This is a genomic window from Pseudomonas sp. P65(2024) (genome assembly GCF_057480955.1).
The window spans coordinates 39,296-64,354 of the sequence record NZ_JBLIYX010000021.1 but is presented as its reverse complement, the minus strand read 5'-3'; the positions used below and the strand labels follow the sequence as shown (position 1 = coordinate 64,354).

General features: G+C 65.0%; 20 protein-coding genes, 2 pseudogenes and 2 riboswitches. Of the genes and pseudogenes, 15 read left to right on the top strand and 7 right to left on the bottom strand.

Translation table 11 applies throughout. From position 1 onward, the window contains the following. Positions 1 to 35: 35 nt before the first annotated feature. The 5 genes from AC25MA_RS22970 to AC25MA_RS22950 all read left to right on the top strand — a co-directional run bounded on the left by AC25MA_RS22970 (position 36) and on the right by AC25MA_RS22950 (position 6,516). Positions 36 to 1,349: a heme utilization protein gene (locus AC25MA_RS22970; RefSeq protein ID WP_486972404.1), complete on the top strand. Its 1,314-nt coding sequence runs from the start codon at positions 36 to 38 to the stop codon at positions 1,347 to 1,349. A 63-nt stretch (positions 1,350 to 1,412) separates the two neighbouring features. Next, complete coding sequence (locus AC25MA_RS22965; protein WP_062360316.1) at positions 1,413 to 2,093, top strand: C39 family peptidase; 681 nt, start codon at positions 1,413 to 1,415, stop codon at positions 2,091 to 2,093. Positions 2,094 to 2,126: 33 nt separating this feature from the next. Next, positions 2,127 to 2,864 carry a hypothetical protein gene (locus tag AC25MA_RS22960; protein WP_463402398.1) on the top strand — a complete coding sequence of 246 codons (738 nt, stop codon included), beginning with the start codon at positions 2,127 to 2,129 and terminating at the stop codon, positions 2,862 to 2,864. 46 nt (positions 2,865 to 2,910) lie between these two features. Then, a complete protein-coding gene (locus AC25MA_RS22955) occupies positions 2,911 to 4,191 on the top strand; it encodes a hypothetical protein (RefSeq protein WP_486972403.1) in 1,281 nt (426 codons plus the stop codon). A gap of 129 nt (positions 4,192 to 4,320) precedes the next feature. Next, positions 4,321 to 6,516 carry an LTA synthase family protein gene (locus tag AC25MA_RS22950; protein WP_486972402.1) on the top strand — a complete coding sequence of 732 codons (2,196 nt, stop codon included), beginning with the start codon at positions 4,321 to 4,323 and terminating at the stop codon, positions 6,514 to 6,516. A 6-nt stretch (positions 6,517 to 6,522) separates the two neighbouring features. Here the strand turns inward: AC25MA_RS22950 and AC25MA_RS22945 are convergent, their stop codons facing one another. Then, positions 6,523 to 7,848 carry a sigma-54 dependent transcriptional regulator gene (locus tag AC25MA_RS22945; RefSeq protein ID WP_062574247.1) on the bottom strand — a complete coding sequence of 442 codons (1,326 nt, stop codon included), beginning with the start codon at positions 7,846 to 7,848 and terminating at the stop codon, positions 6,523 to 6,525. Positions 7,849 to 8,181: 333 nt separating this feature from the next. Here AC25MA_RS22945 and AC25MA_RS22940 point away from each other — a divergent pair, with 333 nt between their 5' ends. After that, on the top strand, positions 8,182 to 8,448 hold the full coding sequence (locus tag AC25MA_RS22940; protein WP_028690802.1) for a hypothetical protein: 267 nt from the start codon (positions 8,182 to 8,184) through the stop codon (positions 8,446 to 8,448). A gap of 103 nt (positions 8,449 to 8,551) precedes the next feature. On the opposite strand, the gene AC25MA_RS22935 is transcribed toward AC25MA_RS22940, so the two are convergent. From AC25MA_RS22935 to cobW, 4 genes are all read right to left on the bottom strand, one after another. Continuing rightward, positions 8,552 to 9,118, bottom strand: coding sequence for a vWA domain-containing protein (locus AC25MA_RS22935; RefSeq protein WP_088853077.1), 567 nt, complete (start codon positions 9,116 to 9,118; stop codon positions 8,552 to 8,554). 101 nt (positions 9,119 to 9,219) lie between these two features. Next, positions 9,220 to 10,218, bottom strand: coding sequence for a magnesium chelatase ATPase subunit I (locus AC25MA_RS22930; RefSeq protein ID WP_088853048.1), 999 nt, complete (start codon positions 10,216 to 10,218; stop codon positions 9,220 to 9,222). 2 nt (positions 10,219 to 10,220) lie between these two features. Then, the gene (gene cobN / locus AC25MA_RS22925) at positions 10,221 to 13,982 is read right to left on the bottom strand and encodes a cobaltochelatase subunit CobN (RefSeq protein ID WP_213882968.1); all 3,762 of its coding nucleotides are present in this window, start codon (positions 13,980 to 13,982) and stop codon (positions 10,221 to 10,223) included. A 3-nt stretch (positions 13,983 to 13,985) separates the two neighbouring features. Beyond that, on the bottom strand, positions 13,986 to 15,053 hold the full coding sequence (gene cobW, locus AC25MA_RS22920) for a cobalamin biosynthesis protein CobW (RefSeq protein ID WP_028690798.1): 1,068 nt from the start codon (positions 15,051 to 15,053) through the stop codon (positions 13,986 to 13,988). A 100-nt stretch (positions 15,054 to 15,153) separates the two neighbouring features. Continuing rightward, a riboswitch (cobalamin riboswitch) is annotated at positions 15,154 to 15,353 on the bottom strand. 61 nt (positions 15,354 to 15,414) lie between these two features. Continuing rightward, positions 15,415 to 15,636, top strand: a riboswitch (cobalamin riboswitch). A 102-nt stretch (positions 15,637 to 15,738) separates the two neighbouring features. Between cobW and AC25MA_RS22915 the strand changes: the two genes are divergently transcribed. From AC25MA_RS22915 to AC25MA_RS22885, 7 genes are all read left to right on the top strand, one after another. Then, entirely contained in the window at positions 15,739 to 15,924 is a 186-nt protein-coding gene (locus AC25MA_RS22915) for a CbtB domain-containing protein (RefSeq protein WP_028690797.1), read from the top strand. A 10-nt stretch (positions 15,925 to 15,934) separates the two neighbouring features. After that, on the top strand, positions 15,935 to 16,630 hold the full coding sequence (locus AC25MA_RS22910) for a CbtA family protein (protein ID WP_062360322.1): 696 nt from the start codon (positions 15,935 to 15,937) through the stop codon (positions 16,628 to 16,630). Further along, entirely contained in the window at positions 16,630 to 17,031 is a 402-nt protein-coding gene (locus tag AC25MA_RS22905; protein ID WP_062360324.1) for a cobalamin biosynthesis protein, read from the top strand. The genes AC25MA_RS22910 and AC25MA_RS22905 overlap by 1 nt, the downstream gene beginning before the upstream one ends. Positions 17,032 to 17,060: 29 nt before the next feature. Then, complete coding sequence (gene cobM / locus AC25MA_RS22900; RefSeq protein WP_028690794.1) at positions 17,061 to 17,813, top strand: precorrin-4 C(11)-methyltransferase; 753 nt, start codon at positions 17,061 to 17,063, stop codon at positions 17,811 to 17,813. Positions 17,814 to 17,877: 64 nt separating this feature from the next. Next, on the top strand, positions 17,878 to 18,120 hold the full coding sequence (locus AC25MA_RS22895; protein ID WP_028690793.1) for a DUF1272 domain-containing protein: 243 nt from the start codon (positions 17,878 to 17,880) through the stop codon (positions 18,118 to 18,120). Between the two features lie 173 nt (positions 18,121 to 18,293). After that, positions 18,294 to 18,908, top strand: a complete 615-nt coding sequence (locus tag AC25MA_RS22890; protein ID WP_028690792.1) for a response regulator transcription factor — start codon at positions 18,294 to 18,296, stop codon at positions 18,906 to 18,908. A gap of 3 nt (positions 18,909 to 18,911) precedes the next feature. Then, on the top strand, positions 18,912 to 22,190 hold the full coding sequence (locus AC25MA_RS22885) for a transporter substrate-binding domain-containing protein (RefSeq protein WP_486972401.1): 3,279 nt from the start codon (positions 18,912 to 18,914) through the stop codon (positions 22,188 to 22,190). Here the strand turns inward: AC25MA_RS22885 and AC25MA_RS22880 are convergent. Together AC25MA_RS22880 and AC25MA_RS22875 are read right to left on the bottom strand one after the other, a co-directional pair. Further along, positions 22,165 to 22,587, bottom strand: a pseudogene (locus AC25MA_RS22880) (methyl-accepting chemotaxis protein); the annotation flags it as partial. The gene AC25MA_RS22885 and the pseudogene AC25MA_RS22880 overlap by 26 nt on opposite strands. 114 nt (positions 22,588 to 22,701) lie before the next feature. Beyond that, positions 22,702 to 23,418, bottom strand: a pseudogene (locus AC25MA_RS22875) (PAS domain-containing protein); the annotation flags it as partial. 549 nt (positions 23,419 to 23,967) lie between these two features. On the opposite strand from AC25MA_RS22875, the gene AC25MA_RS22870 reads away from it, so the two are divergent. Together AC25MA_RS22870 and AC25MA_RS22865 are read left to right on the top strand one after the other, a co-directional pair. Beyond that, positions 23,968 to 24,354, top strand: a complete 387-nt coding sequence (locus tag AC25MA_RS22870) for a VOC family protein (protein WP_186595799.1) — start codon at positions 23,968 to 23,970, stop codon at positions 24,352 to 24,354. Positions 24,355 to 24,445: 91 nt separating this feature from the next. Then, on the top strand, positions 24,446 to 25,015 hold the full coding sequence (locus AC25MA_RS22865; RefSeq protein WP_028690788.1) for a hypothetical protein: 570 nt from the start codon (positions 24,446 to 24,448) through the stop codon (positions 25,013 to 25,015). Positions 25,016 to 25,059 lie beyond the last annotated feature (44 nt).

Genomic DNA, 25,059 nt, shown 5'->3' with positions numbered 1-25,059 from the left:
AACACTTAACCTAAAATAAAGTACGGAGAACCACCATGAAACCCTCGATGGCACTCAAGCCTCTGGTTTTCGCAATTGCTGCGATCATGGCTGTGGCTGTACAAGCTGGGCAGAATGATCCGCGTGGCCATGGACACAATAATGGCCACGGCCACAACAACGGTCATCACACCCCTCCTCCTACCAAGATCCCGGTGTATGCAACCGCCAATGCCTGGGACAAGCAAAGCAGCACCAACAACCTCATCAACAATGAAGGCACCGTGAACGAAGCCGAAATGAGCAGCTCGGCTTCCGGCACCAGCGGCAACGTCGGTGTCAACGTGGCAGCCGGCGCCGGCAACCAGCAGGACAACGCCGCCGCCATCGCCAATGCCGGTGCCGACTCGAGCCTGGACAACAGCTTCGTGTTCGGCTCCGCCTCGGCCACCGCCGACGTGCGTCAGTACAGCAACAACAACAAGGTCAACAACTACGGTGTCACCAACTCCGGCGTCATGAGCGGCTCGGGCAACAACGGCAGCGGCAACATGGGCATCAACATTGCCGGTGGCGACCTGAACCAGCAGAAAAACACCATGGCCATTGCCAACTCCAATGCGCCCCTGGGTAACGCCACCGCCACCGCCTCCGCCGACCAGAACGGCCCTGGCCTGGTCGTGAACAACCAAGCCGATCGCACCTACCGGGTCGATACGCTCACCTTCACCACCACGAAAAGTGGCAGCGCCTCCCACAACAAGGACTCCAGCTACAGCAAGGAAGGCAGCTCCTCGTCGAGCTGGGAGGCCGCCGGTGCCAACAGCTGGAGCGCCAGTGGCTCGAAGAGCTCGAACGCCAGCGGTTCGCGGAGCCATGAGTCGAGCTCCTCGGCCAGTGGTTCTCTGAGCGCTTCGCTGGATGCCTCGGCAAGCGGCAGTGTGACCCACTCCACCGACTATGGCCGCCACGAGCGCAGCCGCACCGACTCGTTCGATGCGTCGCTGAACGCCTCGATCGACGCTTCGTATGACAAGTCGCACGAGAAGTCTTCCAGCTCCTCGTTCGAGAAGGCTTACGACTCTTCGTTCGAGAAGGCCTACGACTCTTCGTACGAAAAATCGGGTAGCAATGCCTCCGAGTACGCCAAATCCGGCTCGAAGAGCTTCAGCGAGTCCAGCTCGTACGACCTGAGCAACACCGTGTCCTTCCAGGTGCTGACGCCTACTGGCTGGGCCAACCCTGTAACCAACACCGCCACCCTGAGTGGCTCGGTGAATGGCGGCAGCGGCAACCTCGGTGTCAACGTGGCAGCCGGTGTGGGCAACCAGCAGAGCAACTCGCTGGCCATCTCCAACACCTCGTTCTGACAGCTGTGACCTTGAGGCCCCCTTCGGGGGGCCTTTCCTCAACAGGATCGGGGGGGCACGACCATGCGTATGATCGCCTTGGCGTTTTTGCTGTGCATGGCCAGTTACAGCGAAGCGGCGCAGATGCCGCTTTCGGTTTTGCCGGGGGGCGCGGTGATCTACAAGCCCATCCAGAGCATTCGCGAGCGCAAGTTCGCCGACCTGGTGCAACAGAAGACCGATTTCAGTTGCGGCGCCGCGGCGCTGGCAACCATCCTGCGCCAGGCCTACTGGCTGGACGTGGACGAACACACGATCATCGAGGGCATGCTGGCCCACGCCGACCAGGAACTGGTCAAGGTCCAGGGTTTCTCGATGCTCGACATGAAACGCTACGTGGAAAGCCTCGGCATGCGTGCCCGCGGCTACCGGGTCGCCGCCGACACCCTGAGCAGCGTGCGCATCCCCGTGGTGGTGCTGATGGACATCCGTGGCTACAAGCACTTCGTGGTCCTGCAGCGGGTCGACAAGGGCTGGGTCTACATCGGCGACCCGGTGCTCGGCCACAAACGCTACAAGGTCGAAGACTTCCTCAAGGGCTGGAACGGCATCATCTTCGCCGTGATCGGCCAGGGCTACGACAAGACCAATGCCTTGCTCGACCCGCCCCTGCCACTGAGCGCCAAGGATCGCATCAATTCCTTCACCCCGGTCAAGGACGCCGAACTGATGGACTTCGGCTTCATTCGCAGCGACTTCTTCTAACGATAATCGAGCGCAACGCGTCGGGAGCATCCCATGAAGACTGCAGCCTGGCTTCCCCTGATCTGCCTGGCCACCGCCTTGCCCATCCAGGCAGAGACGTTCAAGCCCATTGAACTGAAGGATCAGGAGTTGGCGAACCTGCGCGGTCGCTATGTGTTGCCAGGGCGCATCATCAGCTTCGGCGTGGTGATGACCAGCACTTGGCAGAACGCCAACGGCGATGTCATCGGCGCCAGGACCTCGATGCAGGTGCAACAGTCGACCATCAAGCCGCAGTTCTATGTGTCCATGATCGACGAGAAAGGCAGCGGTTCGTCCAGCGCCAAGGGCACCGGCACCATTACCGGTGGCGCAGGCCTGGACACCACCGTCGGCGTAACCCAGGTCGTGCGCGCGGCCGGGGACAACAACACGGCCAACAACAACGTCGACATCAGCGTCACCAAGGCCAACCAGGTGCCCGAAACGCCGCAGCAAGGCCAACTGCTTGCCGCCGGTTCCACACTGGTCGGCAGCAACGCTGCCGGCTCCCTGAGCGTCTCTGCGAGCGGAACGGGCGTGCAGCTGAACGTGGTGGCCAACAACAACCAGGGCAGCACCCTGCAGCAGATCGCCCAAGGCGGCTTGATGCAAAACGCCACGCTGCTCGGCAGCGGCAACCAGGTCAGCAACCTCACCTCGCTCAACGTCGTGCTGCGCGACCATGTGCCCGCCGCCGCGCTGAACGGCAATCTTGACCAGCTCAAAGGTCTTCGCGCACTCGGATACTGATCTACGCTCAGTCTCATCGTATGTAGTCAGAAGGGACGGCTAACCCATGCAACGATCGTTGACGTTCAGAGCTGTAGTTTGTTTGAGTACATTGGCCCCTGCGACAATGCTTTACGCAGCTCCGGACCCTCAGGTCGAGGCACTGAAGCAAGAACTGCGCGAGCTGAAACAACGTTACGAAGCCCAGCAGAATGCCTTGATGGTGCTTGAGCAGCGCGTCCGTCAAGTCGAGGAAACCCCGGCGGCACCCCCGCCCAAGCGACTCACCAAGTCACCCTCGACACCGGCCAAAGGCGCGCAGACCGTGGCTTCCGGTGCTCCGGGGAGCAGTGGCAGCTCCTACGGCCAGTCGCTCAAGGATGATTCGGAACCTGCGCAAAGCGTTTCCAACCTGTATGACGAGGCCAGTGGATTCTTCGGTGGCGGCAAGTTCAGCGTCGAGACCGGGATTACCTACACGCACTACGATACCCGTGCGCTGACGCTCAATGGTTTCCTCGCCCTCGACTCGATCTTCCTCGGCAACATCAACCTCGACCGGATCAAGGCGGACAACTGGACCCTGGACCTGACCGCCCGCTACAACGTGGATCAACGCTGGCAGTTCGATATTAACGTACCCATCGTTTATCGCGAATCGACCTATTCCTCCGGCGGCGCCGGTGGTGCCGGGCCGGTCACCTCCGATGCAACGGTCACCCGCGACCCGACCATCGGCGACGTCAACGTTGGCGTGGCCTACAAGTTCCTCGACGAGTCGGAGAACCTGCCCGACGCAGTCGTCACCCTGCGGGTCAAAGCCCCTACCGGCAAGGACCCCTATGGCATCAAGCTGGTCGAAGACCCTACCAACAACAACCTGTCGGTGCCCGAGAGCCTGCCGACCGGCAACGGCGTCTGGGCGATCACGCCGGGTATCTCGCTGGTCAAGACCTTCGACCCGGCCGTGCTGTTCGCCAGCCTGTCCTACACCTACAACATGCAGGATTCGTTCAGCGACATCAGCCCCCAGGTCAACAGCAAGGTCAAAGGTGACGTGAAACTGGGTGACTCCTGGCAGATCGGCGGCGGTATCGCCTTTGCCCTGAACGAACGGATGAGCATGTCGTTCTCGGTCACCGACCAGTTTGCCCGCAAGAGCAAGATCAAGCCCGATGGCGGCGACTGGCAGTCGATCACCAACAGCGACTACAACGCCGCCAACTTCAACGTCGGCCTGACCTTCGCCGCCACCGACAACCTGACCATCGTCCCCAACCTGTCCATCGGACTGACCGAGGATGCACCGGACTTTTCGTTCAGCCTGAAATTCCCCTACTACTTCTGAGCCACCAACCGGGCCCGATCCAGGGCCCGGGATTTGGTTACCGGTTTTGTAGCGTCCAACTTTCCCGGCATCGGCCTGTTATCATCGCGCACAGTTTTGTGACGACTTAATGGCAATAAGGAAAGTTTCGTGAACAACCTGCTCGGTCACCCTCGCGCCCGCCTTGCCACGCTGGCAATCCTGGTGCTGGTGATTCCGCTGACCGCGCGCACCCTGCTGGGCTGGTCCAACCCCTTCGGCTACCTATCGGACCTCGCCATCGGCAGCCTGCTTTTGCTGCTTGCCCATCGTCGCTCCTGGTGGCTGGCCTTGCCGCTGCTGTTGGCCTGGGGTGGCCTGTGGGTGGCATCCGCCGAGCTGGTCAGTGCCGTCGGCCGATTGCCCACGGTCGACGACCTGGCCTATCTGGTCGACCCGCAGTTCATGGAGAACTCCACCGCCGGCGCCCTCGCCCATGCCTGGCTGCCTGCCCTGCTGGTCGCAGGCCTTGGCATATGGCTGACGAGCGTATGGCGGTCGCCTGCCGGCGCACCCTTGCCACGGTGTCTCTGGGCCGTGCCTGTGGCGCTGTTCGGCCTGCACTGGGGCGGCCAGCAACTGGCGCCCTCGGACGCCGACCAGTGGCGACAGTACGGCCTCACCCACCAGGCGCTGTCGGCAGCAATGGGCAAGTTACAGCATCAGGCCCTGCGTGGCATGGGCCATGTGCCGGCTGTCACGGCGCTGTCCAGCGCCGGCCTGACCCAATCCGACCTCAATGGCGCCAAGCTGCTCGACGCCCCGGGCAAGGCGCGCAACCTGCTGATCATCACCGTCGAGGGCATCCCCGGCGCCTACCTGCGCCCCAACCGCGAGGCACTCGGCAGCCGCTTCCAACAGGAGCTGATGCCGCGGCTCAGCCAGTGGGCCGAGCGCGGCATGAACACCCCTGACTATGTGCTGCACACCCACCAGACCATTCGCGGGCTCTACGCGATGCTCTGCGGCGACTACGACAAGCTGGCCAACGGCACGCCCAAGGGCGTCGAACTGCTGACCCAGCAGCAGCGCAACCAGGCGTGCCTGCCGGCCCAACTGCGCGAGGCCGGCTTCGCCACCCATTACCTGCAGGGCGCTGGGCTGCGCTTCATGGCCAAGGACCGAATCATGCCGCATATCGGCTTCGACGCGGTGCATGGCCAAGAGTGGTTCGCCAACGACAACTACCTGGAATTCCCCTGGGGCAAGGACGACCGCGCCTTTTTCGAAGGCGCGCTCGACTATGTCGGCGAGCTGCGCAAGCAACCACAACCCTGGATGCTCACCCTGCTCACGGTCGGCACTCACCAGCCCTACTCGGCGCCTGATGCCTATCTGCAACGCTTCGATACGCCCAAGCAGGCCGCAGTGGCCTACCTTGACGATGCACTGGGTGGCTTCCTCGACAGCCTCGAGAAACAGGGCGTGCTGCAAGACACCCTGGTGATCGTCACCTCGGACGAGTCGCACGGCATCGATGGCGTGCGCCTGGCCTCGGCCTGGGGCTTCAACCTCACACTGGCGCCGGAGCAGGCCCAGCTACCCAGGCTCAAGCAGGGCACCTACGGCCACATTGACCTGAGCACCTCCCTGCTCGACTATTTCGCCCTGCCGATTCCGGCAGCCCTGGGCGGACGCTCGCTGTACCGCGACTACGACAGCGGCCGCGAGATGATCTCCTACACCAACGGCATGCTGCGCTACCACGACGGCCAGGGCACCCTCAGCGAGTGCGACTTCCAGCAACGCTGTCGGCGCTATGCCAGCAGTGGATTCATTGCGGACCAGGCCCAGTTCCTTGGCCGTGGCGAGGACAGCCTAGGGCCGCAACTCAATCTGCTGGCCGCCAACCTCGACCAGTCGCTGCTGCAGACCCCGCTCAACCTGCGCTACCAGTTCGGTGGGCCCTCGCCCATCGCCTTGGCTGAGCGCATCAAGGATGACTGGGCGGACAACCTGATCGGCGCGCAATACCTGGAGATGCCCGAGGGGTCGCGTACCCGTGTGCGACTGAAGGTACGTGCGCTGGATCCCCGGCATGCGGCGTATATCCGCCTCAAGGCCAAGGAGCTGGAGCAGGACGTGCAGCTCGGGCTGCCCGAAGAGATCCGCGTGACGGCTGATGAACCGTTGGAAATGGCGTTCGACTTCGACAACCCAACCGTGCGCAAGGCGTTTTCCTTCCATCTGCTGGGGTATGGCGGGGGCGAGGTGGAAGTCAGCGATTTCAGCGTGATTACCGCGCTGCCAGATGAGCCGGAGATGGTGGAAGAGTTGGCTGACGGGCATCTTGCCCAGTCGAGCTGAGGTCAGCTAGCGAATCTGGTGCTTGTGCAACAGCCGATAGAACGTTGGCCTGGAAACGCCCAACACCTTGGCCGCGATGCTCAGGTTGTCGCTGTGCCGGTTCAGCACATCGCACAGCGCCTGGCGCTCGGCCCGATGCTTGTAGTCCTCCAGCGTGCCCAGCGGCTGGTCCTGCTCCTGCAGCTCCTGCAGGCCCAGGTCCTGCGCCTCGATCTGCCGGCCCTCGGCCAGCACCAGGCCGCGGCGCACCCGGTTGGCCAGCTCACGAACATTGCCGGGCCAATCGTGGCGCCCCATGGCCGCCAAGGCGCCCTCGCTGAACGAGCGCGGCCGGCGCCCCGTCTCGGCGCTGTAGAACTGGGAAAAATGGCTCGCCAGCATCGACAGGTCGCCATGCCGGTCACGTAGCGGCGCGGTCACCACCTGCAGGACATTGAGCCGGTAGTACAGGTCCTCGCGAAAGCGTGCCAGCGCAATGGCCTTCTCCAAGTCCACGTGCGTCGCCGCCAATACCCTGACGTCCACCGCGATGGGCTGATTGCCCCCTACCCGCTCGATGTGCTTCTCCTGTAGAAATCGCAGGAGATTGGCCTGCAACTCCAACGGCAGGTCACCGATCTCATCAAGGAACAGGGTGCCACCATTGGCCGCCTCGATACGCCCCACCTTGCGCTGGTGCGCCCCGGTGAACGCGCCTTTTTCATGGCCGAACAACTCGGACTGGATCAGGTGCTCGGGGATGGCGCCGCAGTTGATGGCGATGAACGGTTTGTCGCGCCGTTGCGATTGTCGATGCAAGGTACGCGCCACTAACTCCTTACCCGTGCCGCTTTCACCCCGGATCAACACCGGCGATTCGGTCGGCGCCAGCTTGCCCAGCAACTTGCGCAGCTCACGGATCGGACGGCTCTCTCCAAGCAGTTCGTGTTCGGGCTCGTCCACCCGCACCGTGCCCTTGCCGCGCAGCCGCGCCATGCCGAAGGCGCGGCCCAGGGTAACCTGCACTCGCGAGACGTCGAACGGCAGGGTGTGGAAATCGAAAAACCACTCGCAGACGAAATCGCCGACATTCTGCAGGCGCAATTCTTCGGCGCTGAGCACGGCGATCCATTCGGTGTTGCTGCGCTTGATCAGGTCCTTGACCGCCTCGGGGTGCAACAGGTGCGAGGCTTGCAGTCGTACCAGGCCCACATCGCAGGGCTGCTCCATCGCAGCCTCGAGCGTGCAACTTCGCACATCCCAGCCGACGCTGCGCAGGCCCGGCAAGAGGCGGTGGCAATCATCGCAGGGGTCGACGATCAGCAAGCGGCGCAGGGATGCGGTATCGGGCATGACCTTTCCTTGGCGCCAGATTTTGGTTTTTTAACTATAAACAGTCAGTTGCGACGCCCGAATTAACAGTAGCAATGAACTTGACGCTCCCCACTACCGTTGGTCAGCCCGGTAAGAACTGCGCATGCCACGCCGGGAATTTTCCAACTCGATTACCGTCTTAGGCGCGATGGACAGGCAGGGAAACATCGCCGATTTAAAAAATTTTCAACGGTCATGTGACTTGAACCCTGACCTGGAGCATCAGTACGAATAACCCCGCGCTGTACACTTTTGTGGAATAACACCGCGGCACTTTATTTCGCTGTTTGGGACCATGAGAGAGACCGAACCATGAACGCCCCGCTCCGTGTCAACGAAGCACTGCTGATCGCCGACCACGCCTTCGAACCCTTCCAGTGCGTAGCCTGGGATGCCCCTAACGGTACTGGTGAACTGAGCCTGGCAGTGATCGACCGGACCAGCACCCGTATCGGCAGCAAGCAAGTGTCCTCGCGCGTCTATTCCGACCCCGCGCAATGGGCCAGCCTGATCGAGGAAGTGCGCGCCGAACTGTCCGGCAAAGGTTACGACCTGCAACCCTGGTCGATGCCGAAGTAAAAGAGCACGGTACTGCAAGTGCGTGGCCAGCACGCACTTGTGCAAGTTTCCCCACATTCGGGGATAACTTGGTCAATTGCGACATCCTGTCGCAGTTACATCCTTATTTGATCACCGCGAACTGCTCGATATGCCGATAGTCGGCCTGCAGTTGTTCGGCAAGTTGGCGTGCCCGGCCAATGCGCACCGCCGCTGTTTCCATATCCACCAGCAATGTGCTGCAAGGTAGCGGTTGCAACGCCGCACCCTGTTGCAGGCGGCCATCGGTCAACACCAGGCAGCGCTGGGTTTCATGGGGAAAGCGCTTGCGCCGGGCCAACAACCACTGACGTGCCTCCTCCAGTGCCGCCGGCAACGGTGTACCACCGCCCGCCCCCAGCGCCTGCAACCAGGGCTGTAACGCCGCCGAGGCTTTCAGGCCATGGCGTTGCCATTGCGGTCGGTTGCCACTGGCTGTCAGCAAGGCCAGCCGTGCACGCTGACGGTAGGCCTCATCGAACAACCCGGCCAGCAGCCCCTTGGCCTGGGCCAGTGCCTGATTGCGCCGGGTCGACGCCGAGGCATCGACGATCACCAGCCACAATTCCGGCGCCTGGGCTTGGCGCTGCTGCCAACACAGGTCGCGGCGCTGGCGTGGCCGGCCCTTGAGCAAAGTCGCCAACCAGGCGATACGCCCGCTATCGCTGGTGCGCGGGCGGCCCCGGGAAGACCCCGTCAAATGGCCGACGCGAGGCCTGGCATCCGCCACCCGATCATGGCGCGAGCGGATGCTCAGGGCTTTTTTGCCCAGTTCGGCACCTCGCGCCGAGCCCCCGTGGCCACCGGCTGGGCAGGCAATGCCCCCCAGTCGCCCTGACCGCCCGGCGCCTCCTGCGCACTCGCCTGCCCGCCAGCCGAAGTGGCCTGGGGTGGCGGCGCCTCGGTGCGGCGCCGATGACGCAGGGCAAACTCGGCAACCGCCTGCACATCCACCTCCTCGATCACCGCGTTACCCCGCCAGGCGGCATGGGCCCGCGCTGCGCGCAACCAGACCAGGTCGGCGCGCAGGCCGTCCACGCCAGCGGCGAAGCAGCGTTCGGTAATCCAGGCCAGGGCCTGGTCGTCCAGGGCGATCGATGCCAAGCGCTCACGCGCCGACCGACAGCGCTCGCGCAACGCCGCCTGCTGCTCGGCCCACAGTTCGCAGAACGCCTGCGGATCGCTGTCGAAGGCCAGCCGGCGCCGAATGATCTGCTGACGCGCCTGCGGCGCTGGCAAACCTTCCAGGGCCACGTTGAGGCCAAAACGGTCGAGCAACTGCGGACGCAGCTCGCCCTCCTCCGGGTTCATGGTGCCGATCAGCACGAAGCGGGCGGCATGCCGATGGGAAATGCCGTCGCGCTCGATGCGGTTGGTGCCGCTGGCGGCCACATCCAGCAGCAGGTCCACCAAGGGATCGGGCAACAGGTTGACTTCATCGACGTACAACACCCCACCGTCAGCATGGGCCAGCACGCCCGGCGAGAACCGTGCCTGGCCCTGGCCGAGGGCGGCATCCAGGTCGAGGGTGCCAACCAGGCGCTCCTCGGTGGCTCCCAGCGGCAGGGTCACGAACGGACCGTCGCCAAGCAGATCGGCCAAGCCCCGGGCCAGGGTGCTCTTGGCCATGCCACGCGGGCCTTCGATCAGCACGCCGCCGATCTTCGGGTCGATGGCGGTCAGGCACAGGGCCAGCTTGAGGTCGTCGGCGCCAACCACGGCGGCCAGGGGGAATTGCACGGGTTCACTCATGTTCAGCTGTCTTCCTCGCCGGCGAGCAACTGCTGCTCGAGGCTTTCACGATAGTCGCCCGGCTCCTGCCACAACCCGCGCTGCTGGGCTTCCAGCAGGCGTTCGGTGAGGTCGCGCAGGGCTTCGGGGTTGTGCTCGCGCATGAAATCGCGGGTGGTCGGGTCGAGCACATAGGCATCGGCCAGCCCTTGGTAATGATGATCGTCGATCAGGTGGGTGGTGGCGTCGAAGGCGAACAGGTTGTCGACCGTGGCCGCCAGCTCGAACGCGCCTTTATAGCCATGACGCTTGGCACCGTCGATCCACTTGGGGTTGAGCGCCCGGGCACGGATCACCCGGTTGAGTTCTTCCTTGAGGGTACGCACCCGGGGCCGGTCGGCCTGGCTGTGGTCGCCGTGGTAACTGGCCCGCGAGGTGCCGGCCAGGGTTTCGGCAGCCGCCAGCATGCCGCCCTGGAACTGGTAGTAATCATTGGAGTCGAGCAGGTCGTGCTCGTGGTTGTCCTGGTTCTGCAGCACCGCCTGGACCTGGGCCAGGCGCTGGACGAACGCGGCGCGTGCCGGGGTGCCTTCGTCAGCGACGCCGTAGGCGTAGCCACCATGGTTGAGGTAGACCTCGGCCAGATCGTCGCGGCTGTGCCACAGGCGACCATCGATAGCGTTCTGCACACCCGCCCCGTAGGCGCCAGGCTTGGCACCAAACACCCGCCAACCGGCCTGTCGCGCCGCCTGCTCGGCCTCGACTCCGGCCTTGAGCAGCGCTTGGCGCTCGGCGCGCACCCGCGCGGCCAGTGGATTCTGGTCGTCCGGTTCGTCCAGCGCCGCCACCGCCTGCACGGCGGCGTCGAACAGGCGGATCAGGTTGCCGAAGGCATCGCGGAAAAAGCCCGATACCCGCAGCGTCACGTCCACCCGCGGCCGGTCGAGCAGGCTCAGCGGCAGGATCTCGAAGTCATCGACCCGTTGGCTGCCGGTGGCCCACACCGGGCGCACGCCCATCAGCGCCATGGCCTGGGCGATATCGTCGCCGCCGGTGCGCATGGTCGCCGTGCCCCACACCGACAGGCCCAACTGACGCAGGTGATCGCCGTGATCCTGCAGATGGCGCTCAAGGATCAGGTTGGCCGAGGCGAACCCCAGGCGCCAGGCCGTGGCGGTGGGCAGGTTGCGCACATCGACGGTATAGAAGTTGCGCCCGGTGGGCAGCACGTCCAGGCGGCCGCGGCTGGGCGCGCCGCTGGGCCCGGCCGGGACGAAACGCCCGGCCAGGGCCGCCAGCAGGCCATCGATCTCGGCGCCGCCGCAGGCATCGAGGTCGGGCGCGACCTGCTCGATGAGCGTGCGCAGCACCGCGCGCACCGCCTCCCATTGCGCCTCGTCCGGCAGCGCCACCGTGCCCATCTGGGCCTGCTCGATCAATGACAACGCCAGCAACTCCAGGCGCTCGCGAGTATCGCCACAGGTTCGCCAGAGGCTGGCGTCGAGTTGCGTCAGCAGGTCCGGGCGCGGCCCTTCCCAGGCCTGCCCCAGGTCGCAATCCAGCGGATCGAAGCCCAGCGCCAACGCCTTGGCCAGCTCGCGGATCAGGCTGGCGTTACCGCCCCTGCCATCGCCCCGCGCCACCCGCAGCAACGCCAGCAGCGTATCGCTGCGCAAACGCCCCTGCGGCGACTGGCCGAACACGTGCAGGCCGTCGCGGATCTGCGATTCCTTCAGGTCGCACAGGTAGGTGTCCAGCCGCGGCAGCCAGACCGCCGCGTCCTCCATCTGGCCTTCGAGCTGCAGTTCGCGGTCGATATGGTGGGTCTTGACCAGTTCGAGGATGTCACGTTGCAGCTCGCGGGCACGGCGTGGGTCGAGCAACTGCGCCTCGTAGTATTCATCGGCCAGTTGCTCCAGGTGGCGCAGCGGGCCGTAGGTCTCGGCACGGGTCAACGGCGGCATCAGGTGGTCGATGATGACCGCCTGGGTGCGGCGCTTGGCCTGGGCGCCCTCGCCCGGGTCGTTGACGATGAATGGGTAGATGTTGGGCAACGGGCCGAGCAAGGCATCCGGCCAGCACTCGGCGGACAGGCCCACGCCCTTGCCCGGCAGCCATTCCAGGTTGCCATGCTTGCCCACATGAATCACCGCGTCGGCGGCATAGCCGTTGCGCAGCCAGAAGTGAAACGCCAGGTAGCCATGGGGCGGCACCAGGTCCGGGTCGTGGTATACGGCGCTGTGGTCCACCTGGTAGCCCCGCGCCGGCTGGATGCCGACGAAGGTCAGGCCGTAGCGCAGGCCGGCGACCATCATGCGCCCACTGCGGAACATCGGGTCCTGCTCGGGCGGCCCCCAGCGCTCCAGCACGGCGCGTTGATTGGTCTCGGGCAAGGCGGCAAAGGCGCGCTGGTAATCGGCCAGGGCCAGGCTCTGGGCGCAGGGGCGCTGGTCGAGATGGTCGAGGTCGTTGGTGACCCCGCCGAGCAACTGGTGAATCAGCTCAGTGCCGGTTTCAGGCAGGCCAGCCACTGGGTAACCCTGCGCCTGCAGGGCCTCAAGGATATTGAGCGCCGCGCCCGGCGTGTCCAGGCCGACGCCATTGCCGATGCGCCCGTCGCGGGTCGGGTAGTTGGCCAGCACCAGGGCCACGCGCTTTTCCTGGTTGTCCAGGCGCGCCAGGGTCACCCAGCGCCGTGCCAGTTCGGCGACGAAGTCCATGCGTTCGGGGTGGGCCCGGTAGCAGACCACATCGGACTGGCTGCGCTCGCTGCGCCAGGCCAGGTCCTTGAAACTCACCGGCCGGGTGATGATACGCCCGTCCAGTTCCGGCAAGGCGATGTGCATCGCCAGGTCGCGGGCGCCCAGGCCCTGCTCGCTCTGCTCCCAGCCAGGTTGGTTGTCCTGGGCGCAGATCGCCTGCAGCACCGGCACATCGCGGCGCAGCGGACGCAGGTTGGGTTGCTCGGGGCTGGACAGGGCGAAGCCTGTGGTGTTGATCACCACCTCGGCCTGCACCTCGTCGAGCCAGGCCTCGACCTGGTCCAGGCAGGCGCGTTCCTTTAGGCTGGCCACGGCAATGGGCAATGGATTCAGCCCGCAGGCCTGCAGGCGCTGGCAGAACACATCGATGAACGCCGTGTTGGCCGCCTGCAGGTGCGAACGGTAGAACAGCAACGGCGCCACCGGATGCTCCGGATTCCACTCGGCGTACCAGTCCTCCAGGCGCGCCGTGGCCTTGGCCGGGTGATAGACCGCCGTGCGCGGCAAGGGCTGCGGCTCATCCCACGGGTAATCACAACCCAGCCATTGGCTGGCCAGGCAGTTGAACAGGTTAACGGCGTTGGCCTTGCCGCCCTGGCGCAGGAAGTGCCAGAGGCGCTCGGCCTGTTCGCCGCGGACCGTGCCCAGGTCGGTAAGCTCAGGATCGGGGCGGTCGTCGCCGGGCACCAGGATCAGCTCGACCCCACGCCCCGCCAGTTCGACCAGTTGCTCGACACCATAGCGCCAGTAGCCGACGCCGCCATGCAGCGACACCAGGATCACCTTGGCATGGCGCAGCACCTGGTCGACATACAGGTCGACCGAGGCATGGTTCTGCACCTGCATCGGGTTGGCCAGGCGCACGCTGGGGAAGTGCGCCGGCAGCTGCTCGGCGGTTTCGGCGAGCAGCGCCAGGTGTGAATCACCGCTGCAGAGGATCACCAGGTCGGCGGGGGTCTGGCCGAGGTCGGCGATGCTGTCGTCCGGCACGAAGCCGCCGGGTTGGGTCCGCAGCAGGTGCATGGATCAGGCGCCCAGGGCCTGGCGCAGGCGCGCTTCCAGCTGTGCGGCGTCCAGCGCCTGGCCGATCAGCACCAGGCGGGTGATCCGTGGTTCATCGCTACGCCAGGCGCGGTCGAAATGCTTGTCGAAGCGGGTGCCCACCCCCTGGATCAGCAGACGCATCGGCTTGCCGGGAATCGCGGCGAAACCCTTGGCGCGCAGGATGCCGAACTCGGTGACCAACTGGGTCAGGGCGTCGAGCAGCAGGCTCTCGTCGGACTCGGGCAGATCGATGGAGATCGAGTCGAAGGCGTCGTGGTCATGGTCGTCATGGTCATCGCCGTCGTGATGCGAGTCGTGATGGGTACGGCGACCATCGATATGCACCTCGGACTCGGCGCCCACGCCCAGCAGCACTTCCAGCGGCAGACGGCCACTGCTGGCCTCGATCACCTTGACCGCCGGCGGCAGCTCCTCGGCCACCTCGGCACGGACCTTGGCCAGGCCCTCGGCGTCGATCAGGTCGGCCTTGTTCAGCACCACCAGGTCGGCACTGGCCAGCTGGTCGGCGAACAGCTCGTGCAGCGGCGACTCGTGGTCGAGGTTGGGGTCGAGCTTGCGTTGGGCATCGACCTGCTCCGGGTAGGCGGCAAAGGTGCCGGCGGCCACGGCCGGGCTGTCGACCACGGTGATCACCGCGTCGACGGTGCAGGCGTTGCGGATTTCCGGCCATTGAAAGGCCTGTACCAGCGGTTTGGGCAAGGCCAGGCCGCTGGTCTCGATAAGGATGTGGTCGAGGTCGCCGCGACGGGCCACCAGCTCGCGCATCACCGGGAAGAACTCTTCCTGCACGGTGCAGCACAGACAACCGTTGGCCAGCTCATAGACGCGGCCGTTGGCCTCTTCCTCGGTGCAGCCGATGCTGCACTGCTTGAGGATCTCGCCGTCGATGCCCAGCTCGCCGAATTCGTTGACGATCACCGCGATGCGGCGGCCCTGGGCGTTGTCGAGCATATGGCGCAGCAAGGTGGTCTTGCCCGAGCCGAGGAAGCCGGTAACGATGGTGACGGGAAGCTTGGCCAGTGTTTTCATGTCGCGATGCCCTTGGCAGCAATGGCGCGGGCATGCAGGACGACAGCCACGGCCCTGCCGGCCTGGCGCGTTCGCCACCGGATCACCCCGCCCGGTTGAAAGTCGAAAACGTCACGAGGCAGGTCTCCTGGCTCGCACCGCTGCGGCTCGCTGGCCGGTGGGCCGGCGCCTTCCCGCGCGCCTGCGCAGTGGCTGTGCCGAACCCTTCAGTGCTTACAGTTGCGGGGGCAGCCGCGGCTTGTACCGCGTTCCCGTCTTAGCTCGGGCCAACGCCCGAGAACCTCGCAGCGGCAAGGCTACGCAGTGCCTGCCTGGCGGTCAACCGCCATGGCGATTGACGCGGGCCCGGCCCCGTGATTTGCTAGCGCATTGCGTTCAGGTGCCCCCGACGGGGGTGAAACGGGAAACCGGTGCGTCGCGCCTCCATTGCTAAGGAGCCGACAAGGCCGGTGCTGCCCCCGCAACGGTAAGCGAGAGAAGCGTCCGAACCACTGTGCCAACAGTAAGGCATGGGAAGGTGACGCCCCACGGAGTCCTGCTCCACCTCGCCAGCCCGGAGACCGGCCTGACACGTGCTCACAGTACACCCCGCGGTGGGCGGGCGTCGTCGTATCACCTGGGCCAATCGTGCCCGGGGTCGTCGCGCATGTCCGTTGCCACAACAAAAGCAGCAGAGGAACGCGTCATGCCCATCACCAGCGCCAAACACAGTATCGCCACCCCCGTCAGCCTCAGCCAGCGACTGATCGTCGCGGTCGGCGCCAGCCTGCTGGGCCTGTGCCTGGTGTACTTCGCCGGTTTCTCGCACATCGAGGCAGTGCACAACGCTGCCCACGATACCCGCCACAGCGCCGCCTTCCCTTGCCACTGAGTAAACCCGCATGATTACGCGCATCGCCCGTACCGCGGGCTTCAGCGGCCTGCTCGCGGCCCTGCTGCTGACCCTGCTGCAAAGCTTCTGGGTCACCCCACTGATTCTCCAGGCGGAAACCTACGAGTCCGCCGCCCCGGTCGCCGAACACCATGAGCACGGCGACGCCACCGCGCCCCACGAGCATGAGCACAGCGCCGAAGCCTGGTCGCCGGAAGACGGCTGGCAGCGCGTGCTGTCCACCACCGGTGGCAACCTGGTGGTCGCCGTCGGTTTCGCCCTGATCCTGGTCGCTCTCTACGGCCTGCGTGAACCGAACCGCGTGGCCACCGGCGCGCTGTGGGGCCTGGCCGGCTTTGCCGTGTTCTGCCTGGCGCCGACCCTTGGCCTGCCACCGGAACTGCCCGGCACCGCCGCCGCCGACCTCGGTCAGCGCCAGACCTGGTGGATCGGCACCGCAGCGGCCACCGCCGCCGGCCTGGCGTTGTTGGTGTTCGCCCGGCACTGGCTGCTCAAGGCGCTGGGTGCCGCTCTGCTGGTGATCCCGCACCTGATCGGCGCGCCACAGCCGGCCGTGCATGAAAGCCTTGCGCCGCAAGCCCTCGAGACCCAGTTCAAGATCGCTTCCTGGCTGACCAACGCCGCGTTCTGGCTGGCCCTGGGCCTGCTCAGCGCCTGGCTGTACCGTCGCTCCAGCCAGGCCTGATGCGCGATCTGCCTGCTCAGCCGGCGTTGTACGCCGGCTTTGGCTGTCGCCGCGGCTGCCCGGTCGAGACCCTGGCGGTATTGCTGCGCCAGACCCTCACCCGCAACGCCCTGCCCCTCTCGGCCCTGCGCGGCATTGCCAGCATCGAGCCCAAGGCCCGCGAGCCCGGCCTGCTGGCACTGGCCGAGCGCCTAGGGCTGCCGTACATCTGTTTCGATGCCGCGCATCTACTGGTTTTCGAAGCGCAGCTCAGCCAGCGTTCGCCCACGGCGTACGCGCAGACAGGCTGCTGGGGCGTCGCCGAAAGCGCCGCACTGGCCCTGGCCGGCGATAACGGCCGCCTGCACGTGCCGAGGCAGGTCCTCGGCAGCGCTACCCTGGCCCTGGCCATCGGCGGATAATCCGCCACTCTTCTATACAAGGAACCCCCATGACGGTCTATTTCATCGGCGCCGGCCCCGGCGATCCCGAGCTGATCACGGTCAAGGGCCAGCGCCTGATCCGCCAGTGCCCAGTGATCGTCTATGCCGGCTCCCTGGTCCCCGCCGCCGTGCTGGAAGGTCACCAGGCGCACACGGTAATCAACAGCGCCGAACTGCACCTGGAGCAGATCGTCGAGGCGATGCGCCAGGCTCACGCCAACGGCGAGGACGTGGCGCGCGTGCACAGCGGCGACCCCAGCCTTTATGGCGCCATCGGCGAACAGATCCGCCACTTGCGCGAACTGGATATCGACTACCAGATCGTCCCCGGCGTCACCGCCACCGCCGCCAGTGCCGCGCTGCTCGGCTGCGAGCTGACCTTGCCCGATGTGGCGCAGACCGTGATCCTCACCCGCTTTGGCGACCGTTCGCCAATGCCGGCCGGTGAGCAACTGGCCGACCTGGCCCGCCACGGCAGTACCCTGGCCATCCATCTGGGGGTGCGCCACCTGGCCCGCATCGTCCAGGAGCTGCTGCCACACTATGGCGTCGACTGCCCGATAGCGGTGGTCCATCGCGCCACCTGGCCGGACCAGGACTGGGTCAAGGGCACGCTGGCCGATATCTGCGAGCGCGTTGCCGCCAAGGATTTTCGGCGTACCGCGCTGATCCTGGTCGGTCATGTGCTGGGAGACGCGCCATTCGCCGACTCGGCCCTGTACCGCGCTGGTCACGCCCACCTTTACCGTCCAGGCACGTGAAGCGATTGCCGACCGGGGCGCGGCGTAGCACACTGGGTTTTCCAACTGGAAGGAAACCAAGACCATGCTCGAATTGCGCCCCAACTGCGAATGCTGCGACGCCGACCTGCCGGCCGAAAGCCCAGATGCGCTGATCTGCTCGTTCGAGTGCACCTTCTGCCGAGCCTGCAACGACCGGCACTTCCACCACCGCTGCCCGAACTGCGGCGGCCAGCTGGTTGCCCGCCCCTCCCGCGCCGGCAAGGTGCTGGACAACAATCCCGCCTCGACACAGCGTGTGCACAAGCCGCACGCGCCCTGCGCCTGAACCTCGTTTGTAGGACTTTTCTACAGGTTTGTGCAGGTTTTTCAACACACCTATACTCGCCTATTACCAAGGCTCCTGAATATCCGTAAGGTGCGCGCTGCCCAGCAAGTCCGCTGCTCAGCGCCTTTGATCATAGGCTGGAAGCGAGCTGCACTTTGACAGGAGCTACCTGAATGACATCCGTGCTGTTGGTCGATGACCACCACATTGTTCGACTCGCCGTACGCATGCTGCTCGAACGCGAACGCTTCACCGTCGTGGGGGAAACCGGTAAAGGCAAGGAGGCTGCTCGCCTGGCCGAGCAGACCAAGGCGGACGTGGTCATCCTCGACATCGGCCTGCCGGACCTCGACGGCATGGAGGTGATCAAGCGGCTCAAGCTGATCGACCCACCGCCCCGGATCATGGCCCTCACCGGCCAGCCCGCCGACCTCTACGTGCGGCGCTGCATGGACGCTGGCATCTCGGCCTTCGTCAACAAGGACGAAGACCTCGATGCCCTGGTCTTCGCCCTCAAGGCACTGGTCAAGGGTTACTCGACCTTCCCGCAGATGGCGGTCAACAGCAACACCCTGGAAAGCGAGACCGAGCGCCTGGCACTGCTGTCCAACCGGGAAATGGAAGTGCTGCGCCGGCTCAGCGCCGGCCAGAGCAACAAGCTGATCGGCGAGCAGATGAACCTCAGCGCCAAGACCATCAGCACCTACCGCGGCCGGATCATGGAGAAGCTCAAGGTCGAGTCGCTGGTCGAAATGGTGGACCTCGCCAAACGCAACAACGTGGCCTGAACCATGACTAAGGGGGCATCACTGTGCCTGCTGCTGGTCGCGTTGCTGTCGCCATCCGCACTGAGCGAGGTGCACAGCGAGCCCCGCCACCTGCTTGCCCGTGCCCTGAGCGCGGCGCCACCGCTGGCGTTGGCAGCGACCGACCGACAGTGGCTGAACCAACGCAAGCGCCTGGTGCTGGGCAGCTCGCGCCCGGACTATCCACCCTTCGACATCAACATCAGCCAGGCTGACTACGAAGGCCTCAGCGCCGACTATGCCGGCCTGATCGGCGAACAGCTCGGGCTACCCATCGAGGTGCGACGCTATGCCAGCCGCGCCCAGGCACTCGATGCCTTGCGTGCCGGCGAGATCGACCTGCTGGGCAGCTCCAATGCCTTCGAGGCCAACGATGCTGACCTTACGCTGAGCCTGCCCTATGCCGACGACTTGCCGGTTATCGTGTCCCGGCAGAACCGAAGCCTGCGCGTAGAGGACAAGCTTGAGGGTCTGCGCCTGGCCATGGTCGACCATTACCTGCCCATTCGCACAGTGCAGCAACTCTACCCCCACGCTCAGCTCAGCCTCTACCGCTCCACGCTCGCCGGTGTGACCGCGGTGGCGCTGGGGCAAGCCGATGTCTACCTGGGTGATGCCATCAGCGCCGACTACGTGATCGCCAAGGGCTTCCAGGAAAGGGTCAAGGTCGATCATTTCGTTCAGATGCCGGCCAGCACTTTTGCGTTTGCCCTGGCTCGAGACAACCCGCGCTTGCTGCAACTGGTCGACCTCGCCCTCGGCCGCATCTCCGACAGCGAACGGCTGAACATCCTTCGGCGCTGGACGGGCGGCAGCACCAGCTTCCTGCTCGACCGCCGCCTCGACGCCCTGACCCACGAAGAACGCGAGTGGATCGCCCGGCACCGGCAGGTCAAGGTGATGATCAACACCACCCTCGCCCCCCTGAGTTTCACCGACGCCCAGCAGCAAGCACGGGGGATCGCCCTGGATTTGCTGGAGCGCATCGGCCTGCGCACCGGCCTGCAATTCCAGATCGTCGAGTCGGAGTCATTCGAGGACATGGTCGAGCAAGTCGCCCAAGGCAAGGTGGACATGATCGGTGCTATCGGCTACGGCGTGCATCGTGCCCAACGCCTGCGCTACACACGCCCCTACATGATCAGCCCGCGAGTGCTGGTCACCCGCCAGAATGCACCGCCACTAGACACCAAGCAGCCGCTGCAGGGGTTGCGCGTGGCACTGCTGCGCGGCTCGCCATTGCTCGACGACCTGGAACGCCAGGTCGTCGGCCTGCGTACCGTGGAGGTCGAAAATCCCTTGCAGCTCATGGAGGCGGTGGCCAACGGCGATGCCGACGTCGCCATCAACTCGCACGTCAATGCCGCCTACTTCATCAACCAGGCTTTCAGTGGTCGCCTCAAAATCGCCGGGTTACTGGGCGATGAACCCGCCCTGGCGACCTTCGCCGTCAGCCCCGCGCTGCCACAACTGCAGGCGATCCTCGACAAGGCGTTGCTGAGTATCCCACCTGATGAGCTGGAGCAACTGGTCAATCGCTGGCGCACCAACGCAGTGGCCAGTGACAGCCCCTGGCGCAATTACCGCACACTGGCGCTGCAGGTCCTGGTGCTGGCCACGCTGCTGCTGGCCGGCGTGGTGTTCTGGAAAAGCTACCTGCGTAAACTGATCCAGCAACGCAGCGAGGCCCAGCGTGCCCTGCAAGAACAGCTTACGCTCAGCCGCGGGCTGCTCGAACAGCTGCGTCAGGCCAAGGACGACGCCGAGCAGGCCAGCCGGGCAAAAAGCACCTTTTTGGCGGTCATGAGCCATGAGATCCGCACACCGATGAACGCCGTCATCGGGCTGCTCGAAATGGCCCTGGAGGACAGCCGCCACGGCCACAGCGACCGCCAGGCGCTGGAGGCGGCCCACGATTCAGCGATCGGCCTGCTCGAACTGATCGGCGATGTACTGGACATCTCACGCATCGAGGCCGGCCACATGACCTTGCAACCGGTGGCCACCGACCTGGTCGAGATCGTGCGCACCACCCTGAGGGTCTTCGAAGGCAACGCCCGTCTCAAGGGGCTCAACCTGCGTGCTGTACTGCCCGATACCTGCGCCTGGGCGCTTGCCGACCCGTTGCGCCTCAAGCAGGTACTGTCGAACCTGCTGAGCAATGCGATCAAGTTTACCGACCAGGGCCAGGTCGATGTGTCATTGGTGGTGACCCCGCTCGACGGCGACCTGCAGCACGTCACGCTGCAGATCAAGGACAGCGGTGTAGGCATCAGCTCCAGCGACCAGACACGGCTGTTCACCACCTTCTCCCAGGTCGATGGCCGCCAGGCGCGCCAAGGCGCAGGGCTGGGACTGGTGATCAGCCGCGAGCTGTGCGAGCTCATGGGCGGCGAGCTGCGCTTGCACAGCATCGAAGGCCTGGGGACCCAGGTCGATGTCCACCTCACCCTGCCCGCTGCCGAACCCGCCACCCGGGAGTCGCTCGACCGCGCCTCGATCGAAACCGGCAGCGGCCCCCTGCGCGTCCTGGTGGTCGACGATTATCCGGCCAACCTGCTGCTACTCGACAAGCAACTGCGTTCGCTGGGCCACCAGGTGACTCTCGCCGATCACGGCAAGACGGCGCTGGCACTCTGGCAAGTCGGTCGTTTCGACGTGGTGATCACCGATTGCAGCATGCCGGTCATGGATGGCCATACGCTGGCCCGCAGCATCCGTGCCGAGGAACGCGAGGCTCGATCACCGGCCTGTCGCATCATCGGCGTCACCGCCAACGCCCAGGCCGAAGAGCGTCAACGCTGCCTGGACAGCGGCATGGACGAATGCCTGTTCAAACCGATCGGCCTGCAGGCGCTCAGGGCATGCCTGCCACTGGCCACCACCCTGCCCGATCAGGTCGACATGATGCCACGGCCCAGCGGCTTCGACCTGGCCGAACTGCGCCACCTCACCCAGGACGACACTCAGTTGACCCGACGCCTGCTGGAACAACTGGCGCAAAGCAGTGCCGAGGACCTGCAGGCATTGCATGCGCTCGGCGCAGATCCGTCACCCGAGGCCCTGGTGCCCGTTGTCCATCGGGTCAAAGGTGGCGCGAAAATGCTCAAGGTCAGAGGTGTCAGACAGGACTGCGAAGCCTTGGAGCAAGCCATCGCCCTAGGCCTGCCCGTGGATCAATTACTCGCCCGGTTGCGGGCGAGCCTGCAAGGCCTGGAGCTGGAGCTTCGCCAGAGCCTCAGTGCAATTGAAGGGTCGAACTGATCTGACTGATGGCGTCCACCACGTGCCGTGATCCCTGCTGGATCTCCATGATCACCGTGCCGGCCTCGTTGGCCAGCTCCACGCCCAACCCCGTGCGGGTCAGGCTCGACTGCATGCTGGCCACCGCGGTCAGTGACAGGTCGTGATTCTGCCGCACCACCTCGACGATCTCCAGGGTCGCCTTACTGGTGCGCGCCGCCAGGTTGCGTACTTCGTCGGCGACCACGGCGAAGCCTCGGCCATGCTCGCCGGCCCGGGCCGCCTCGATAGCGGCGTTGAGCGCCAGCAGGTTGGTCTGGTCGGCGATGCCGCGGATAGTGAGGACGATCTGCCCGATCACCTCGGACTGCTTGCTCACCGCATCGATGGTACGGGCGGCGTCGTTCAACTCGGAGGAAATCTGCTCGATCACCTCCACCGCCTGCTGCACCACCTGGGTGCCCTTGCGCGCGCAGGCGTCGGTCTGCATCGAACTGGCATGGGCAGCATCGGCGGCGGTCTGCTGGGTGCTGATCTGCCGGGTGATGTCGCTGGCGAACTTCACCACCTTGTACAACCGGCCCTTGTTGTCGAAGATCGGGTTGTAGGACGCCTCCAGGTACACGGTCTGGCCCTGCTTGTTGATGCGTTCGAAGCGGTGCGAGTGGTACTCGCCGCGGTTGAGCGAGGCCCAGAAGTCGCGGTACTCGGCCGACTCGCGCTCATGGGGCAGGCAGAACAGCCCATGGTGGCGCCCGACTACTTCCTCCAGGCGATAGCCCATGGTATCGAGGAAATTCTGGTTGGCCTTGATTACCCGCCCGGCCGGGGTGAACTCGATTACCGCCATGGAGCGGCCGATGGCCTTGAGCAGGCTTTCGCTCTCATGCTCCTCGATCACATGGCGGGTGATGTCGGAGGCCACCTTGATCACGCTGGTGACCTGCTGGCGCTCGTCGATCACCGGCATGTAGCTCGCCTCCAGCCATACTTCGCGGCCCGCCTTGTCCAGGCGCTCGAAGGTACCGCTGATGGCCTTGCCCTGACCCAGCTCACGCCAGAGTTGCTGATACTCGGCACTCTTGGCGTAGGTCGGGTCACAGAAGATCCGGTGGTGCTTGCCACGTATCTCATCGGCACTGTAGCCCATGGTCTTGCAGAAGTGCTCGTTCGCTTCGAGGATCGTGCCATCCGGCGCGAACTCGATCATCGCCATGGAACGGCTGATCGCCGCCAGCTTCGCCTCCATGCCCGCCAGGGCTTGCCGGGCGCGCTGGATTTCGACCAGATCGGACTTGCGATGGTATTCGAACATGGGCCGGGGCTCCTGTATCCACGGGATGTCCTGAGCATAGATCGGCCCAAGCACCATGCAAGCGATCTGATATCACTTTTGGATTATGCATTTGTACCGTCTGTCTGCCCGAGGCCTCAACACCTACCAGTCGAGCCCGGGCGACCTCCTCCGGCCGAGCCATGCGTCCAAGCGAAGTGTCTTGCCATAGTGATTCAGCGCGGCCTTGAGCCAGGGCAGCGCCGCCGTCACCATACCGACCGTGCCCAGCAGGTCGGTTTCGAAGCCCTGGCGCCATAGCGGCACAACGCCTGCAGGCGCCGGTGATGCGGCGCATGGCGACACGGGCAATGCGCTTGCTGTTCGACCTGGTGACGTGCCGACACACCACGAGGCTCAGCGATCTCCGGTTGAAAGTCTGCGAACCAATCCACCCGGTGCAGGCGGCCCTTCTATAATCCCCAGGTACCCGCAGCGCGATGCTGCCCCTTCAGAGGGATACACATGAAGATCGTGGTCACCAGCATCTTCGTCGACGATCAGGCCAGGGCCCATGCCTTCTACCACCATGTCCTGGGTTTCGAACCCAAGCACGATATCCCCATGGGCAAGCACCGCTGGCTCACACTCACCTCCCCCAACGACCCCAACGGCGTCGAGCTGCTGCTCGAACCCGACGCCCATCCCGCGGCAAAAATCTACAAGGCCGCGCTCAAGCAGGACGGCATTCCCGCCACCTCCTTCGGCGTGCGCGATATCCAGGCCGAGTATGAGCGGCTGTGCAAGGCCGGCGTGCAGTTCACCCAGCCGCCCACGGCCATGGGCCCGGTCACCGTGGCCGTGTTCGACGACACCTGCGGCAACCTGATCCAGATCGCCCAGCGGCATTAGCCGGCAGGCCCGCACCTTATACTCGCGTGGTTTTCCACGTGGACTGCTACATTGCTGAACTAACCCGGCGCAGCCAGAACAAGGACAACCCATGCGCTTCGAATTCAGCGAAGTACTCAACGACCTGATCGACTATTTCCTGCTCGGCGATATCCAGTTGCTCGAACAGTTCAAGGAAGACCACGACCTGCCCGACGACCTCGCCCGCGCCTTCACCCGCGGCGACAGTGGCGACCTGGCGGTGGCGCAGGGGGTAATCCTGCCCCTGGCCGGAATCGACAACCTGCCCTACCGCATCCTGTTCACCCTCGACGAGCCCACGCCGGCACTGCTGGAGCCCGGCAGTCGCCTCAAACATCGGCGCGCAGGGTATGTGCTGCGGATCGAGAACCGTGCGCTGATGCTGTTCACCTGGCGCATCCTGCAGCACTTCACCAACAAGGCCTTGGGCGACCTGCTGGCACGCTACCAGGAGCCGGGGCGACCGATCATCGAGCTGGACAACGGCTGGTACACGGTGGAAGTACTGGCGGGTGCCGTGGTGCGCGATGGATTGTATGAACCGGCGTTCGAGTTCGTGCTCAAGAAGGCGTATGCCAAACCGCAGACCTCGGCGGTGGATGTCGGGTACCGGTATACCTTGCGTGGATACTTCGACTGACCGACAAGCCCGCTCCGCGTATGCGGGGAGCGGGCCAGCAGGCA